This window comes from Mycetocola manganoxydans, assembly GCF_003667545.1.
GTDB lineage: Bacteria > Actinomycetota > Actinomycetes > Actinomycetales > Microbacteriaceae > Mycetocola_A > Mycetocola_A manganoxydans.
On record NZ_RCUV01000008.1, the window covers coordinates 1 to 15,816 of the forward strand.

The window sequence follows — 15,816 nt, forward strand, 5'->3', positions numbered from 1 at the left end:
CCCGCCGAACGACTCGACAAACTACTCTTAAACCCACACACAAACACCGGTGTTGCGTGACTACCTAGAATTCGCCCGACCGCGAACAACCTTTTGGGGCCAATCGATTCGTCGAGGAGCGGTTTGTGGTGAATCGAAGCCCGTCACTCACCGGTCGGCGAGACCACCCCGTTCTGAAAAGCCCAGACAACGGCCTGGAGCCGGTCGCGAGCCCCCGTCTTCGTGAGGATGCCCGCGAGGTGGTACTTCACGGTCGTCGCCTCGATGAATAGCCGACCAGCGATCTCCGAGTTCGAGAGCCCCTCGCTCAGTAGCGTCAGGATCTCGAGTTCGCGCGCGGTGAGCGGAACAGACGGCGACAACGGGGGACGAACCGTTGCCGACCTCCGGTTGGCGAACTCCGTGATCACCCGTCGGGTGAGCCTCTGGTCGAGGGTGCCGTCGCCGCGAGCAACCGAGCGGATCGAACCGAGCAGCGTGGTCTCGTCGGCACCCTTCAGAAGGAACCCGGCCGCACCCGCCTCCAGCGCACCGAAGACATAATCGTCGAGATCGAACGTCGTCACGACGAGCACGCTCGTGGTGTTGCCGGGGTCGGCGGTGATCGCACGCGTTGCCGCGATGCCGTCGAGCCCGGGCATGCGGATGTCCATACAGATCACATCCGGACGTTGATCCCGAGCAAGCGCGATTGCCTCGTGGCCGTCTTGCGCTTCTCCGACGACGTGGATGTCGGCTTCGTTGTCGAGGATGACGGACAGGCCGGCACGCACGATCGCCTGGTCATCGGCGATGGCAACAGTGATCATGATTCGACTCCGTCGTAAGGGATCTCGAGGCGGTTCGTCCACCCGCCGTCCGAAGTTCGCCCCGTGCGGAGAGCGGCTCCGATGAGCTCAGCGCGCTCTGCCATCCCGAGAAGACCGAAGCCATCCCGAGACGGATGCCTGGGGGCGCGTTCCGCAGGAACCGGCTCGTTGTTCACGGTGACGCGCAGCGCGCTCTCGCCGTACTCAAGCTCGACGGAACACGATGCGCCCGGCGCATGCTGGCGGGCGTTCGCCAGCGATTCCTGCACCATTCGGTAGACCGCGATCCCGGCGAGGGGGCCGAGCTCTCGGGGTGTTCCGATCTCGGAGAACGAGACGGGACTCCCTGACCCAGAAGCGTCGGTGACCAGCGCGGGCAGATGCTCGATCGACGGGGCAGGGGCGAGCGAGCCTTCACTCTCGGTGCGCAGCAGGCCTACCGTCTGACGCAGATTGTTGAGCGTTGTGCGAGCATCGCTCTCGACGCGGCGGATGTATTCGCCGGCACGTTCCGGGTCCCTCGACCGCAAAGCTCCCGCAGCCTGGGCGCTGACGATGATCCCGGTCAGGTGGTGGGCGGCGATGTCGTGCAACTCGCGCGCCATGAGCGCCCGCTCTTCGCGCACCGCATCCTGGGCGAGCCGTTCTCTCTCGCGCTCCGCGGCATCCGCTCGTTCACGCAGCGCCTCGACGAGGCGGGCGCGCCCGTCGACGATCTCGGCGAGGACGACGGGCAACGCGATCGCCATCGCCCCGCGGAAGATCGAGAAGGGCAGTGCCCAGGCGCCAGGGACCTCGTCGCTCGACTGGACGGCGACGAGGGTCACGGCGATCGAGGCCAGGGCGAGGGCAGTTGGCACGGCGACGTGCGGGCGGTCACGTCGCTCACGGCAGTACGAGTAGACGGCGACCATGACGGCGAAAGTGCCGATGCTGACCTCCCCCGACGACAGCAGGAGGATGACGGCGTCGAGCGCGACGACGACAGCGAGGGAGAGGAAAGGGGTTCGGGCGCGCGGCAGCAGAACCGCAGCCTGCGCGAGCACGAGAACGCCGAGCATGAGCGGATGCTCCTCCGTCGCGGCTCCGTCGATCAGGCCGACCGCGAGGAGATAGCCGACTCCGACCAGGACTGTCAGCGCAACAGGCGCACCCCGCCAGAGCGCGTGTCGAACGCTGCTCTGACGGGGTGGGGTCCTCATTGGACCATTGTGCTGCACGGCGAACTCAGATGTCTCGGGATCGCAGGGCGACTCCCGCCGCAGCGACAACGACGGCGACGAGGGCCGCGAGCGCAGCAACAGCGGTGACGGGCGGGATGCCGCCGGTCGCGCCACTCGATACCGCCGCCTGCCCCAAGGAGAGCGGCATCAGTTGCGCCCAGGCGGGGAGGGTGCCTGTGACGAGCTGGATGATCGCCTGAGCTATCAGTTCGAACAGGAGGATGCCGAGCATGACCAGGACGCCGGCCAGCTGGCTGCGGGCAAGGATGCCGATGGCCAGGCCGAGGAGAGCGAACAGGGCGACAGCGAGCGCGCCACCACCGAGCACTCCGGCGAGCTCGAGCGGGCTCGCCGCGAGTTCGGTCCGAGCGAGCAGGAGCGAGACCAGCAGCGTGCCGAGGCTGACTGCGGCGTAGGTGACGCCGACAACGAGCCCGGCGAGCGCCGTCGCGAGGACTTTCGCTGTCAGGATCCGGCCGCGCCTGGGTTGTGCCAGCGCGGTGGGAACGATGCCGCCAAAACGATAGTCGGTCGTGCCGGCGAGGACGCCGAGGATGAGAACTGCCAGAACGGCGATGCCGATCGATCCTGCTCCTGTCGACGACCCGAGCGGGCTGACCGCGGCGAGTTGCGCAGCTCCGGTCGTCAGGTCGAATGCCGGAAGGTCGTCGCCGAGCGCTTCGCGGCCAGGGCCGATCGCGCCGCTGGCGAGGGCGGGGAGCACGGTGACCAGAGTCACCTGGGTAGCGATGAGACCTGCTACCCCGACGGCGACCGCCGCCTTTGTCGCCCGCGTGGTGGTGAGCTTGAGCATTTCGGCGCGGAACATCAGCGCACCCCCGCACTCGTAGCTGTGAGGTCGAGGTAGAAACTCTCGAGATCTCCACCATGGGCGGCGACGGTCGACTGCAGTTCGCCTGCAGCCGCGACCCTGCCCTGGGCGATCACGACGATGTCGTCGGCGACGAGTGCCACTTCGGACAACACGTGAGAGGAGAGGAGAACAGAACCGCCGGCATCCGCAAACGAACGAATCAGCTCACGGAGCCAGTGCATCCCTGCGGGGTCGAGCCCGTTGGCGGGTTCGTCGAGAACGAGGATCGACGGCTCACCGAGAAGCGCAGCGGCCAGCGAGAGACGCTGCCGCATGCCGAGCGAATATCCGGCGACGCGGCGGTTCGCGGCCGGGGCGAGACCGACCTCGTCGAGGACGGCGTCGATCCGCGCCGGCGGAGCGGCGATCTGCGCGGCGGCGATGCGGAGATGCTCACGACCGGTGCGTCCCGGATGCAGCCCGGCAGCGTCGAGGACGGCTCCCACCATCCTGGCCGGTCGTTCGAGGTCGCGGTAGGAGCGTCCGTGAATGAGTGCCTCCCCACTGTCAGGAGCGGCGAGGCCGAGGATCATGCGCGTCGTGGTGGTCTTACCCGCACCGTTGGGGCCGAGCAGGCCGACGACCCGGCCGTTGAGCACGTCAAAGGAGACGTTCTCAACGGCTCGGTAGCCGGAGAAGGACTTACTCAGCTCGCGAATCGCGAGAGCTGGAGTGGTGGATTTCGTCATGGATCCAGCGTGTTGCGAACCCTTCGCCACCGCCCCATCCGCAAGGACAGTCCTCATCCTGTCCTCGCGGCTGGGGCGGCTGTGTCCAGGCCACAACCGCATCGCCGGCCACTCCTCCCATGAGACGCCGCACCGCCGCAATCACGGCCACGAGCGCTCTCGCTGTCGGAGCCCTGGCGGATGCCGTCGACGCGGCGTTCTGCGAGAAGTGACGGTCGCGCGGTAATCGCCACGCGGCATCCGCTGTGGCCAGAATTACCTCTACGATCGCACCCCATCGGCGGGCTATCGCTCTCCCGGAAATGCGGAGGTTGCTTCGAAGCCCTAGATTCGAGTGACTAGAGAACCGGACATCAGCCACACCGAAGGAACCCCGCCATGGACGACGACCTCGCCACTTCCGCCCCCCGCAACGCCGCAGACGCGCTCACCGCTCAGCGGACGTCACTCGGGATGGAGCTGGGCTCAACCCGGATCAAGCTCTGCCTGATCAGCGACGACGACCCGTCGCTGGTTCTCGCCGTCGGCTCGCACGACTGGGAGAACTCGTTCGTCGATCAGCTCTGGACCTACTCGCTCGAGGAGGTCTGGTCGGGAATCCAGGCAGCACACACGGCGCTCCTCGACGATGCCGAACAACGTCACGGCGTTCGACCGAGCGGCTATGGCGCCATCGGCGTCTCAGCGATGATGCACGGCTACCTCGCCTTCGATGCAAACGGAGAGCTGCTCGTGCCGTTCCGCACCTGGCGCAACACGACGACGGGAGTTGCAGCGGAGGAGCTGTCCGAGCTCTTCGGAGTCAACATCCCCCTTCGCTGGTCGATCGCCCACCTGCACCAGGCCGTCGTCGACGATGAGGCGCACGTTCCGCAGATCGACTTCATCACGACCCTCGCCGGCTACGTGCACTGGAAGCTCACCGGGCGCAAGGTTCTCGGCGTCGGAGACGCATCCGGGATGTTCCCCATCGACTCCTCGACGAAGGACTACGACGCGGAGCTCCTCGCCCGTTACGACGTCCTCGTGGCTGAGAAGCGTCCTGAGCTGAAGCTCGCGGACATCCTCCCCGAGGTGCTCGTCGCCGGACAGGCCGCCGGCGAGCTCTCGCTGGCGGGCGCCGCACTCCTCGACCCGACGGGTGCCCTGCAGGCCGGCGCCGTGCTGTGCGCACCGGAGGGTGACGCAGGCACGGGCATGGTGGCTACCCGTTCGGTTGCCCCTCGTACGGGAAACGTCAGCGCCGGAACCAGCATCTTCGCGATGGTCGTCCTCGAACGTCCACTCGAGAACGTCCACCACGAACTCGACCTCGTGACCACGCCTGCAGGCGACCCGGTCGCGATGGTCCACTGCAACAACGGCGCGAGCGAACTCGCCGCTTGGGCCGGGCTGTTCGGCCGCTTCGCCTCAGCCGCGAACGTTCCCCTCGACAACGACCAGGTCTTCGACGCCCTCTTCCGCGAGGCCCTCACGGGAGATGCGGATGCCGGTGGCCTGCTCGCGTACAACTACCTCGCCGGTGAGCCAATCACAGGCCTCAACGAAGGTCGGCCGCTCGTCGTTCGCGCGCCAGACAGCACGTTTACCCTCGCGAACTTCGTTCGTGCCCAGCTCTACGGCGTGTTCGGCACCCTGGCACTCGGTATGCGGGTGCTCGACGGTGAGGGCGTTGCCCTCGACCAGATGTTCGCCCACGGCGGGATGTTCCGCACGGCTGGCGTTGCCCAGCGATTCCTCGCCGGCGCGCTCGACTCGCCTGTTTCGGTCGCGGCGACGGCATCCGAGGGCGGTGCGTGGGGAATCGCCGTTCTGGCATCGTTCGTGTCCGCCGCGGAATCCGGCGTGGATCTCGACGTCTACCTCAACGAGCGCGTTTTCGGAGATGCGGAGTTCGCCACGGTTGCGCCTAACTCGGCCGACGTGGCCGGCTTTGCGGCCTGGTTGGAGCGCTACCGCGACGGTCTCGCCGTCGAAAGCGCAGCCGTCGATGCTCTCCCCCTCAAGGGATCCGTCGACTGATCTCCGGCCGGCCATCGGCACGCTGCGGCATCTGGATCGACTACCTGGGCGACACGCGCCCGGGTAGTCGGCCGGCGGAGCCGTTCTGAATCGAGCCCGGGACATCCCCCGGCGATGAGGCCAACGAAAAAAACCCCCGGAAAGACATCCACACGTGGAGTCTTTCCGGGGTTTCGCTCTGTGCGCCCGAAGGGATTCGAACCCCTAACCTTCTGATCCGTAGTCAGATGCTCTATCCGTTGAGCTACGGGCGCATGGGCTTGGCCGCAAAGAAACCGAGTCTCTTGCAGGCCGTAGTAGAGACTACATGACCTCGACGCCGCGCGCCAATCCGCAGGGCCCCTCGGCGCACTCCCAGCTATTCCCGAATATAGTTGACCGTTGTCAATCATCTCGAGCAGGAGTCCGATGTCCCGAACCACACGCGCCAGCAAGACCAGACCACCCAAGCGGACAGTGTCTGCCGACGGCACCATGACCCAGCGCCAGGTGCTCGAATCCCTCTCTGGTCTTCTCCTCGGCATGTTCGTGTCGATCCTCGCCGGCACGGTGGTGGCGACCTCGTTGCCGCTCATCATCTCCGAACTCAAAGGTGACCAGTCGGCGTACACGTGGGTCGTGACATCCACGCTTCTGGCAACGACCGTGTCCACTCCGCTGTGGGGCAAGTTCGCCGACCTGTTCAACCGCAAGCTGCTCATCCAGCTCTCGCTCGGGCTCTTCGTGGTCGGGTCTGCCGCAGCGGGCTTCTCGCAGGACACGGACATGCTCATTCTGTTCCGTGTCTTCCAGGGCCTCGGCGGCGGCGGCCTCGCGGCGCTCAGCCAGATCATCATGGCCGACATCATCAGCCCGCGTGACCGCGGCAAGTACGCCGGCCTGTTCGGCGCCGTCATGGCGGTCGGTACCGTCGGCGGGCCTCTCCTCGGCGGACTCGTGACGGATGCCTTCGGCTGGCGCTGGAACTTCTTCATCGCGTTGCCGATCGCGATCGTCGCGATCATCCTGCTTCAATCGACCCTGCACCTGCCGAAACAGCCCAAACGGAAGGTCCACATCGACTATCTCGGGGCGATCCTCATCGCGAGCGGCGTCTCTCTCCTTCTGATCTGGGTCTCGCTGGCGGGATCGCAATTCGACTGGGTCTCGGTCCAGAGCCTCGTGATGGTTGCCGGCTCCCTTCTACTCCTCATCGCAGCGGTCATCGTGGAACTCAAGGCGCGCGAACCGATCATTCCGCTCGGGATGTTCCGCAATCGCACCTTCACCCTCTCGGTCGTTGCCAGCATCGCGGTCGGCGTCTCCATGTTCGGCACGTCGGTCTTCCTCGCGCAGTACATGCAGCTCGCCCGGGGCGCGACTCCCACGGAGTCCGGCCTGCTCACCATTCCGATGATGGCTGGTCTCCTGATTTCGTCGACGGTCTTCGGAGGCATCATCAGCCGCCGCGGGAAGTGGAAGGCAATCATGGTGACCGGTGCCGTGCTCACGGTGCTTGGCTCCGTCCTTCTCGGCACCCTGCACTACGACACGAACCTCGTCCTCGTCGGCGTGTACATGGCCGTCCTCGGTGCCGGGCTGGGAATGCTCATGCAGAACCTTGTCCTCGTCGTGCAGAACTCAATCGAAGTCAAGAACCTCGGCGTCGCGACCAGCGCCGTCACCTTCTTCCGGAGCCTGGGAGGAACGATCGGCGTCTCCGTCCTCGGATCCATTCTCGGAACGGTCGTGGCGCAGCGCGTCAGGGAAAACATCGCCGCTCTCGCACCCGCCGACCAGCTCAGCGCGGCGAAGTACCTCGGAAGCGGCGTGATCCCTCAGATCTCCGAACTGCCGGATGTCCTCAAAACCGTGGTCGAGAGCGCGTACGGGACCGGGGTCGGCTTCGTTTTCCTCTGCGCCGTTCCGCTGACGATCGTTACGCTGATCGCCGTGATCTTCATTCCGAACTCCCCGCTCGGCACGATGAACGCCGTGCAGCTCAAGAAGCAGTCGAGCGCACCGGCTGCGCCCGCCCGCGACGCTGACGACGCCAGCGACATCCTCATCGACGTGTCAACAGCGAGCGTCGCCCTCCCGGCGGTCGGCCTCGCTCACCCCACCGGTTCGAACCGGGTCGTGAGCCCGGGCGAACCCGCGACGCGCGAGGGATCGAAATGAGCGATCCGTCGGACGCCCGTGACGCCACGGACGACAGGCACGCCGACGCGCTTCTCGCCGTGGAGGACCGAATGGGGGCGCTGTCGCGCCGACTTCAGGTCGTCGTGAAGAACGCAGCCACAGCCATCGATCCCTCGCTCCCACCGGCAGGATTCCGTCTGCTGAGGATGATCGAACGGTGCGGCAGCGTTCAGTCCAGCGTCGCCGCCGACATGCTCGGGGTGGATCGCAGCATGATCAGCCGGCAGGTCCGGCAGCTCGAAGAACTCGGTCTCGTCGAGACACGCAGCGACCCGGTCGACGGGCGTGTTCGTTTCCTTACTCTGACGGAGGAAGGCACGCGGCGCATGCTCGAGGTCAACCCGACGAGCCGCACGATCATGTATCCGCTGCTGACGAGCTGGTCGGTCGACGAACTCGAGAGCTTCGCGACACAGCTCGGGCGACTCGTCACGACGATCGAGGAGGACGGTGGCGTCGGCATGCAACCGTCCGCCGGGGGAACCGACGGTCGATAGCCTGTACGGACAGGTTCTTGACCCGTCTAACTGAGGAGACCACCGTGCCCGACGACGTGCGCTTCGACGCATCCGTTCCCGACATCCACGCGCCGTACCAGGCGGCATCCGATCGCTATACCCACCTGGGCTACCGCCGAGTCGGTGCCAGCGGCTTGCTGCTCCCGCCGATCTCGCTCGGCCTCTGGTACAACTTCGGCGACAACCGCCCGTTCGACACGCAACGCGAGATCCTGCGCCACGCCTTCGACCGCGGCATCACCCACTTCGATCTGGCCAACAACTACGGGCCGCCGAACGGAAGCGCCGAGGAGAACTTCGGACGGATGCTCTCACGCGACTTCCGCCCGTATCGCAGCGAACTCATCGTCTCGACGAAGGCGGGCTGGCCCCACTGGCCAGGGCCGTACGGCAACTTCGGCTCGCGCAAGTATCTGCTCAACAGCCTCGACGAATCACTCGAGCGCCTGCGCACCGACTACGTCGACATCTTCTACTCGCACCGGGTCGACCCGGACACCCCACTCGAGGAGACGATCGGAGCGCTCGACACCGCCGTCCGGCAGGGCAAAGCCCTCTACGCCGGGATCTCGTCGTACTCCGCCGAGCGCACCGAACGCGCCATCGAGATCGCGAAGAACCTCGGCACTCCGCTGGTCATTCACCAGCCGTCGTACTCCCTCGTCAATCGCTGGGTCGAGGAGGGGCTGCTCGACACCCTTCGAACCGGCGGTATGGGATCGATCGCATTCACGCCCCTCGCCCAGGGGCTCCTGACCGGCAAATTCCTGGCCGATCCGCACGCAGAACACGCGACACCGCGCGGTTCGTTCAACGACAGCTTCCTGTCGGAGGACAACCTCGCCCGGCTCCGCGGACTCAACGACATTGCCGAATCGCGCGGGCAGACGCTCGCTCAGATGGCGATCGCGTGGGTGCTGCGCCCGGGCGGAGCGACGAGCGCTCTCATCGGGGTCTCGCGCATCGAGCAGCTCGATGAGAACCTCGCCGCCCTCGACAACACGTCGTTCAGCGATGACGAACTCACGCGCATCGACGAGTTCGCCGGCGACGCCGGCGTCAACATCTGGGCACAGTCCAGCGATCTCTGATCGCACCGACGAAGAACGGATGCCGTCCGGCACACAAGCGGGACGGCATCCGTTCTCGTGTGCGCGCACTGTTCTTGCTACCGCAGCTGCAGGTCGTCGAGAGCGGCGAGCTGACGCTTGAGGGCGACCTGGCGGTATGAGGTGTCGATGAGCTCGGCGACGAACTGCCAGTCGGTCTGCTCGACGGACAGATCCATTCCGAGCCAGCCTCCCGGACCGAAATAGGGCGGCACGAAGAAGCGGTCGTCGGTGAGAAGCGCCGGGCGCTCATCGGGGTCCGGCTTGAACACCATCGTGTGCGGTCGGTCCATCGACGACCCCATCACCACAAAGAGCTTCTTGCCCGCCCGGAAGGTCGGACGACCCCACGCCTCGACCTCGGCGAACTCCGGATAGTCGACGCAAATGGCACGAACGCGGGCGACGACCGGGTCAGCTGGGTCAAACACCGCAGGATGCTCCATGGCCGCGATTGTACGCGCGCCGATCCGCCTCTGGCAGGGGTCGGTGTCAGGAGGAGGGAGGAGCGGTGGGGCAGCGCAACTGGGTCTTCACTCCGGTGCGATCGACGTTGTGGAGCGACATCGACTGCCCGCAGATCGGGCAGGCGGATTCCGAGGCCGGCGGTAGCGCATCCTCACCATATGGCCCGAGCGGCGGCGGTCCGATGTACGGACGCAGCCGATTGTTGAGCCAGTTGGTGAAGCCACCGGCATCCGAAATGCTCTCCCGCGGTTTCTTGCTTCGTGCCATGGCTCAAGCGTAGGCGTTCGCCCGCCTCCGCAGGCCCGGCATCCCTCTAACTACTGCGGTAGACTGGGACGCGCGAAGGGGAGTAGTTCCCACCGCCGCTTTCACTCCAGAAACGGCGACGCGGTCTGTCGACATACTGGTTTTCACAACCCGGCAGCCCACCCGCTCCTGCGGGCGAGCGAGACCTTCGGCCATACGTTTGACGATGGCCGAAGACGGTTTGCCGCTTTGGTCACCAGCACCAGGAGAACACTGTGACCGAGTCCCCCACCCGCGGAACACCCACCCCGACCGAAATCAGACGTTGGCGCCAGTACCTCGCCGACGAACGTGCCGAGGCCCAGGTCTACGGTGAACTCGCACGGCGTCGCACCGGTGAGGAGCGAGCGATCCTGCTCGGACTCGTCGAAGCGGAGCGCCGACACGAAGCACACTGGATCGCTTTGCTCGGGGAGCACGCGAACGACCCCACCCGCACCGCCCTGCGCACCCGGCTGCTCGGGTTTCTCGCACGCCGGTTCGGCTCGGTGTTCGTGCTCGCCCTCATGCAACGCACCGAATCCCGTTCCCCCTATGAGGCGGATGCCGACGCCACGGACGCGATGGCGGCCGACGAACGACTGCACGAAGAGATCGTGCGCGGCCTCGCCGCCCGCGGACGAAACAGCATCTCGGGCACCTTCCGCGCCGCCGTCTTCGGCGCCAATGACGGCCTCGTCTCCAACCTCGCCCTCGTTCTCGGCATGAGTGCAACCGGCGTCGGCACCGGAGTGGTCCTCGCCGCCGGTATCGCCGGGCTCCTCGCCGGAGCATTGTCGATGGCAGCGGGCGAATTCGTTTCCGTTCGCTCGCAGCGCGAACTGCTCGAGTCGACCACCCCCGATCCCACAGCGCGCCGGGTGCTGCCCCAGCTCGACGTCGACGCCAACGAGCTCCAGCTCGTCTACCGGGTTCGCGGCATGCCGCCGAAACAGGCGGCGGAGCACGCCCACGAGGTCCTCAACGGTCTCGACTGCGTGCACGTCGGGATCAACACCGGCAGTGTGTCGGTCCAGCAGGACCAACATGAGGAAGTCGGCTCCGCCCGTGCTGCCGCCGTCTCGAGCTTCTTCTTCTTCGCCTCTGGGGCGATCATTCCGGTGCTGCCGTATCTCTTCGGGCTGACCGGTCTCACCGCCGTCGCCGTGGCATCCGTCCTCGTGGGAATCGCGCTGCTCATCACCGGCGCGACCGTCGGTGTGCTGTCAGGGGCGTCACCGCTCAAACGGGCGCTGCGCCAACTCGCGATCGGATACGGCGCCGCAACGGTGACCTATCTGCTCGGGCTGCTGTTCGGCACGACGGTGGCGTAGCGGCGACCGTTCAGGAGCGTCCGCCGCGTCCCCGGTTGCGGCCCTTGCCGAGCTTCTTGGGCGCGCGGCCCTGCCGAGGGGTGAACGGCTTCGCCTTCGGCTTCTGCTGCGGCTTGCGCTCCTTCGGCGGAGCCTTCTCGGGCTCCTCCTGCGGCGCACGTGAGCTGCGGGCAGTCCGCCCGCGGACGACACCGATGAACTCCTCGACGTCCGGAGTCGTGTTGTCCTCGAGCCAGGCGAGCGCGATCTGCGACTCGGCGGCATCCGTCACCGGGCGCGCGACCACGTCCTTGCGGCTGTGCAGCCTGGCGACCGATTGCGGCACGATGACGACGCCGACACCGGCTGCGACGAGTTCCGCGGCATCATCTCCGGTGCGGATGTCGGGAAGCGGCCGGCGTGTGCCATCCCGGATCTCGTCCGCGACGTCACGCCATTCGGGGACGGAGTCCGGGTTCTGCAGCAGGTGCTCCCCCGCAAGCTCGGCCACCGTGACTGTTTCCTGGAGCGAGAGTTCGTGTTCCTTGGGCAGGACGACGACCGGGATCTCCCGGTAGAGCGGGATGACGCTGAGGCCCGCGCTGTCGACCGGGAGCCGCACGAAGCTGACCTGGGCAGTGCCGTCGTGCAGCATGCTCACCTGCTCGGCCTCCGCCGTCGGTGCAAAACCTAAGGGCAGGTCCTGGCGCCTCTCGGCCCACACCTTCGACCACTTCGCGAGCGTGACACCGGGCACGAAAGCAACCGTGAAGAGGCGTTCGGCCGTGGGTTCGGCGTCCATGGGATTCCCTCTCCTGCCGTCCTCGCAATGACAACGGTCGTGTCACAGGGTATTACGGATGCCGTCGCCCGCGTGATCGGCGCGTCCCACCGGTTACGCTGGGGTCATGGCTTCCAACAAGACCCCCCAGACGATGAAGCCGGAGACGGCAGCGAAAAAGCTCAACGTCTACCTGCCCGCAATGCCCGAGGAATTCCGCACCGGCCCGATCACCCGCGACCAGCTCAACGAGCTTCTCGAATCGCCCCCGGAGTGGCTCGTCGAACTGCGCAAGAACGGCCCGCACCCGCGCCAGGAGGTCGCACGCAAGCTCGGCATCTCCGTGTCGGGTCTCGCCCGCGCCGAAATGACGGATGCCGCCCTCACGACCGCCGAGATCACCGACCTTCTCGCGGCACCGCCGGAGTGGCTCGTGACCGAGCGAGCCATCCAGGCCGAGGTCCGCGCAGAGAACACCCGCATCAACGAGCGCGATGCCGGCCGCCGCGCCCTCGCCGAGGAGAAGGCGCGTCAGGAGAAGCAGTAGCCGAACGCCGGGAACGGCCCGGGAGCGTTCGCTCCCGGGCCGTTTCTGTGTGTTGTTGCACCTCCGGGCGGCGTTGTCACCCGTTCCGGACGAAAACACCCGTCGTGGCGCGTGAATTCGTCCGAAGTGAGTGAAATCGTCGAGTCCTCACCCCGGCGCACCCCTACTTCGTGTTTGCCACCGCCGCGGCTGCCGCCGGATCGTTCGCGACAGCATCCGGAGTCACGTTTCGGCCCTTGCGCCGCCTCGTCGTCCCGCCGGAACGACCGTAGACGAGGTACATCGTGAGTCCCATGATGATCATGAGAAGCACCGTGTAGACGAAGGTGATCGACATCGAGTCGAGGTTGCTCTCACCCTCCGTGCTGGCCTTGATCGCGATACCGAGTGGCTCGTACAGCGGGTGATACAGGAAGACAGCGGCGTCGTAGTCGTCGAGCAGGCTGTTGAAGTTGAGCGCCGTGATGGCAGCGGCCGTCGGGATCACGAGCGGGAAGAGCACCCTGCGGAAGGTGAAGAGCGACTTCGCGCCGAGGATACGCGCGGCGTCCTCGAGCGAATCCGGAATGGACGCGAACGCCGCCTTGAGTAACCGCAGCGTGAACGGGATCTTCACGATGATGTACGCCACGAGCAACAGCACGGTTGTCCCGGTGAGAACCTGGCCTCCGATCAGCGGGTTCGGCCGGTCGAAGGTCATGACGAGAGCGAGGGCGATGAGGATCGTCGGAAGAATCCACGGAATGTGCAGCAGGTATTCCAGAACGGATGTCACGGGGTTGCGGTATTTCTGGATCACCCGCGCCACGAACAACAGTCCGCCGACAACGATGAGGGCCGCGAGCGCGCTGTAGACGATGCTCACGATGAACGGCCGGAGCACCGCGGGTGATCCGAAGACGGTGGCGTAGTTGTCGAGCGTGAAGGAGCTGAGGGTGATCGACCCGGTGAGAACCGCCGTGGAGTCGACGAACGAGAACAGCACGATGAGCAGCACCGGTGTCGCGTAGACGATGAAGAGGAGGTACGCGACGACGTGGACGACGACATTCGCCGCCCGGTTCTGGATGCGCTGCTTCTTCAGCGGGGTGGCGACCTTCGCGACCGAGAAATAGACACCGGATTTTTCGACCCGGTTCATCACGGCAAGGAGGATGATTGTCGCGAGGCCGAGGATGATCGCGAGGAGGGCAGCGAGGTCCCGCGAGCTCGCGCTCTTCGAGAAGGTGACGATCATCGGAGCGATCGTCTGGAAGTCGGCGCCACCGATCACGAGGGGGGCGGTGAGGGCGCCGAGACCGGTCAGGAAGGTGAGAACGGTGACGGCGAAGATCATCGGCCGCAACGCGGGAAGCACGATTTTCCAGAGAATTTTCCACGTCGACGCGCCCATGTTCCGCGCGGCTTCGATGGTCTGGTAGTCGATCTTGGCGAGCGACGAGGAGAGAAAGAGCATGTGGTTCGTGGTCGTCGCGAAGGTCATGACGAGGAGCACGGCGAAGAACCCCGAGAACCAGTTGGGGTCGACCTCCGGCCAGACGTTCCTGACGGCGTTGGTGATGAACCCGTAGCGACCATAGATGAAGTTGTAACCGGCGGCGAGGACGATGCCACCGTAGATCAGCGTCGTCGCGTAGCCAAGCCAGAGCACGCGGGAGCCACGGATCTGGAAGTACTTCGTCACCAGAACGATGAAGATTCCGACGACGTTGACCGTGACCGCGAGTGAGATCGCGAGGAGGAAGCTGTTGAACAGGCTCTTCATCGCCCGTTCAGAGCTGAAGAGCTTCTCGACGGCACGCGCGCTGAACTCTCCACCGGGGAAGAACGTCGACACGAGCAGATTGATGTTGGGAAAGAGCAGGAAGGTCGCGATGAACCAGAGGAGAACGACCAAAACCACGAGAACCAGCGGTGAGCGGAACATTGTCCGCAGTGAGGAATTCCGCATGTCAGTGCCTCAGTACTGCAGGATCGAGGTCGGGTCGATGTACAGGTCGGCCGTCGCGCCCGGCTGCAGCACTGCCTCACCGTTCTCGGTCACCATGGCGATGAGTTTCGTTCCGCTCGACTCGATCACGTACGTGCTGTATGCGCCGTGGTACGTGCGCTCGGCGACAATCCCGTCCAGCCGGATCGCCTGCTGCCCTGTACGGGGAGGATAGAGCGACACTTTCTCACGGCGGAGGTAGGACGGTTTCGCCGGGTCGAGGTTTGTCGCCCCCGCGTCGACGAGTCGCTGAACGAACTCGCGCGAGAGCGTATTGATGGCACCGACGAACGTACAGACGAATTCGGTGGCCGACCGGTCGTAGATCTCCTCGGGTGCGCCCACCTGCTCGACGACTCCCTTGTTGAAGACCGCGATCCGGTCACTCATTGTCAGGGCTTCCTCCTGGTCGTGCGTGACGTACACCGTGGTGATGCCGAGTTCGCTCTGGAGGTTCTTCAACTGCTCCCGCAGCTGAACCCGAAGCTTGGCGTCGAGGTTCGACAGCGGCTCGTCGAGGAGCAGGATGCGTGGCTTGAGCACGAGCGCCCGCGCGATGGCGACCCTCTGCTGCTGTCCGCCGGAGAGTTCCGCCACGTTCTTATCGAGCTGGTCGCGTGTCAGTTCGACCTGGTCTGCGATCTCGGCGACGAGACGTTCGGTCTCCTGCTTCTTCGTCTTACGGACGGAAAGGCCGAACGCGATGTTCTCCCCGACGCTCATGCTCGGGAACAGCGCATAGTTCTGAAACACCATGCCAACGCGACGTTTCTCACTCGGCAGCCGTGTGGCATCCTTACCGTCGATGAAGACCTTGCCGCGCGACGGTTCGATGAAGCCGGCGAGGGTACGGAGCGCGGTGGTCTTGCCGCAACCCGACGGTCCGAGGAGGGTGAAGAACTCGCCCTCCCGGATTTCGAGATTGAGGTCCGGGATGGCGACGTGGTCGTCGAATCGGACCTCGACGTTGTCATAGCTGATCATGAGCACTCCAGCCGGCCCGTTCA

Annotated in this window: 15 protein-coding genes and 1 tRNA gene; 6 read left to right on the forward strand and 10 right to left on the reverse strand. The window is 65.6% G+C overall.

Annotated features, from left to right (window positions below; translation table 11 throughout):
- Window positions 1-143 precede the first annotated feature (143 nt).
- The 4 genes from D9V29_RS08085 to D9V29_RS08100 are packed head-to-tail and all read right to left on the reverse strand — an operon-like array spanning window position 144 to window position 3,595.
- Window positions 144-809: a response regulator gene (locus tag D9V29_RS08085; RefSeq protein ID WP_121672828.1), complete on the reverse strand. Its 666-nt coding sequence runs from the start codon at window positions 807-809 to the stop codon at window positions 144-146.
- A complete protein-coding gene (locus D9V29_RS08090) occupies window positions 806-2,011 on the reverse strand; it encodes a sensor histidine kinase (RefSeq protein WP_121672829.1) in 1,206 nt (401 codons plus the stop codon). The genes D9V29_RS08085 and D9V29_RS08090 overlap by 4 nt, the downstream gene beginning before the upstream one ends.
- A 25-nt stretch (window positions 2,012-2,036) precedes the next feature.
- Window positions 2,037-2,861, reverse strand: a complete 825-nt coding sequence (locus D9V29_RS08095) for a hypothetical protein (RefSeq protein WP_121672830.1) — start codon at window positions 2,859-2,861, stop codon at window positions 2,037-2,039.
- Window positions 2,861-3,595, reverse strand: a complete 735-nt coding sequence (locus tag D9V29_RS08100; protein ID WP_121672831.1) for an ATP-binding cassette domain-containing protein — start codon at window positions 3,593-3,595, stop codon at window positions 2,861-2,863. The genes D9V29_RS08095 and D9V29_RS08100 overlap by 1 nt, the downstream gene beginning before the upstream one ends.
- Window positions 3,596-3,973: 378 nt before the next feature.
- On the opposite strand from D9V29_RS08100, the gene D9V29_RS08105 reads away from it, so the two are divergent.
- Window positions 3,974-5,617, forward strand: a complete 1,644-nt coding sequence (locus tag D9V29_RS08105) for a xylulokinase (protein WP_121672832.1) — start codon at window positions 3,974-3,976, stop codon at window positions 5,615-5,617.
- Window positions 5,618-5,798: 181 nt separating this feature from the next.
- Here the strand turns inward: D9V29_RS08105 and D9V29_RS08110 are convergent.
- Window positions 5,799-5,871, reverse strand: a tRNA-Arg gene (locus D9V29_RS08110).
- A gap of 220 nt (window positions 5,872-6,091) precedes the next feature.
- Between D9V29_RS08110 and D9V29_RS08115 the strand changes: the two genes are divergently transcribed.
- Genes D9V29_RS08115 through mgrA form a run of 3 tightly spaced genes read left to right on the forward strand, consistent with a single transcriptional unit; the run spans window position 6,092 to window position 9,407 of the window.
- Window positions 6,092-7,777 (forward strand): MDR family MFS transporter, encoded by a 1,686-nt coding sequence (locus tag D9V29_RS08115; RefSeq protein WP_121673020.1) that lies wholly within the window; start codon window positions 6,092-6,094, stop codon window positions 7,775-7,777.
- A complete protein-coding gene (locus D9V29_RS08120) occupies window positions 7,774-8,295 on the forward strand; it encodes a MarR family winged helix-turn-helix transcriptional regulator (protein WP_121672833.1) in 522 nt (173 codons plus the stop codon). Before D9V29_RS08115 ends, D9V29_RS08120 begins: the two co-directional genes overlap by 4 nt.
- 44 nt (window positions 8,296-8,339) lie before the next feature.
- Window positions 8,340-9,407: an L-glyceraldehyde 3-phosphate reductase gene (mgrA, locus tag D9V29_RS08125; protein ID WP_121672834.1), complete on the forward strand. Its 1,068-nt coding sequence runs from the start codon at window positions 8,340-8,342 to the stop codon at window positions 9,405-9,407.
- Between the two features lie 77 nt (window positions 9,408-9,484).
- Here the strand turns inward: mgrA and D9V29_RS08130 are convergent, their stop codons facing one another.
- Together D9V29_RS08130 and D9V29_RS08135 are read right to left on the reverse strand one after the other, a co-directional pair.
- Complete coding sequence (locus D9V29_RS08130) at window positions 9,485-9,856, reverse strand: MmcQ/YjbR family DNA-binding protein (RefSeq protein WP_229790459.1); 372 nt, start codon at window positions 9,854-9,856, stop codon at window positions 9,485-9,487.
- A gap of 61 nt (window positions 9,857-9,917) precedes the next feature.
- Window positions 9,918-10,160, reverse strand: a complete 243-nt coding sequence (locus D9V29_RS08135; RefSeq protein ID WP_121672836.1) for a hypothetical protein — start codon at window positions 10,158-10,160, stop codon at window positions 9,918-9,920.
- Between the two features lie 254 nt (window positions 10,161-10,414).
- Between D9V29_RS08135 and D9V29_RS08140 the strand changes: the two genes are divergently transcribed.
- Window positions 10,415-11,512, forward strand: coding sequence for a VIT1/CCC1 transporter family protein (locus D9V29_RS08140; RefSeq protein ID WP_121672837.1), 1,098 nt, complete (start codon window positions 10,415-10,417; stop codon window positions 11,510-11,512).
- A 10-nt stretch (window positions 11,513-11,522) separates the two neighbouring features.
- On the opposite strand, the gene D9V29_RS08145 is transcribed toward D9V29_RS08140, so the two are convergent.
- The gene (locus D9V29_RS08145) at window positions 11,523-12,293 is read right to left on the reverse strand and encodes a LysR substrate-binding domain-containing protein (protein WP_121672838.1); all 771 of its coding nucleotides are present in this window, start codon (window positions 12,291-12,293) and stop codon (window positions 11,523-11,525) included.
- 106 nt (window positions 12,294-12,399) lie between these two features.
- Here D9V29_RS08145 and D9V29_RS08150 point away from each other — a divergent pair, with 106 nt between their 5' ends.
- Window positions 12,400-12,819 (forward strand): DUF5997 family protein, encoded by a 420-nt coding sequence (locus D9V29_RS08150; RefSeq protein ID WP_121672839.1) that lies wholly within the window; start codon window positions 12,400-12,402, stop codon window positions 12,817-12,819.
- Between the two features lie 163 nt (window positions 12,820-12,982).
- Here the strand turns inward: D9V29_RS08150 and D9V29_RS08155 are convergent, their stop codons facing one another.
- Together D9V29_RS08155 and D9V29_RS08160 are read right to left on the reverse strand one after the other, a co-directional pair.
- Complete coding sequence (locus D9V29_RS08155; RefSeq protein ID WP_121672840.1) at window positions 12,983-14,770, reverse strand: ABC transporter permease; 1,788 nt, start codon at window positions 14,768-14,770, stop codon at window positions 12,983-12,985.
- Between the two features lie 9 nt (window positions 14,771-14,779).
- Window positions 14,780-15,793 (reverse strand): ABC transporter ATP-binding protein, encoded by a 1,014-nt coding sequence (locus D9V29_RS08160; protein ID WP_121672841.1) that lies wholly within the window; start codon window positions 15,791-15,793, stop codon window positions 14,780-14,782.
- Window positions 15,794-15,816: the final 23 nt, after the last annotated feature.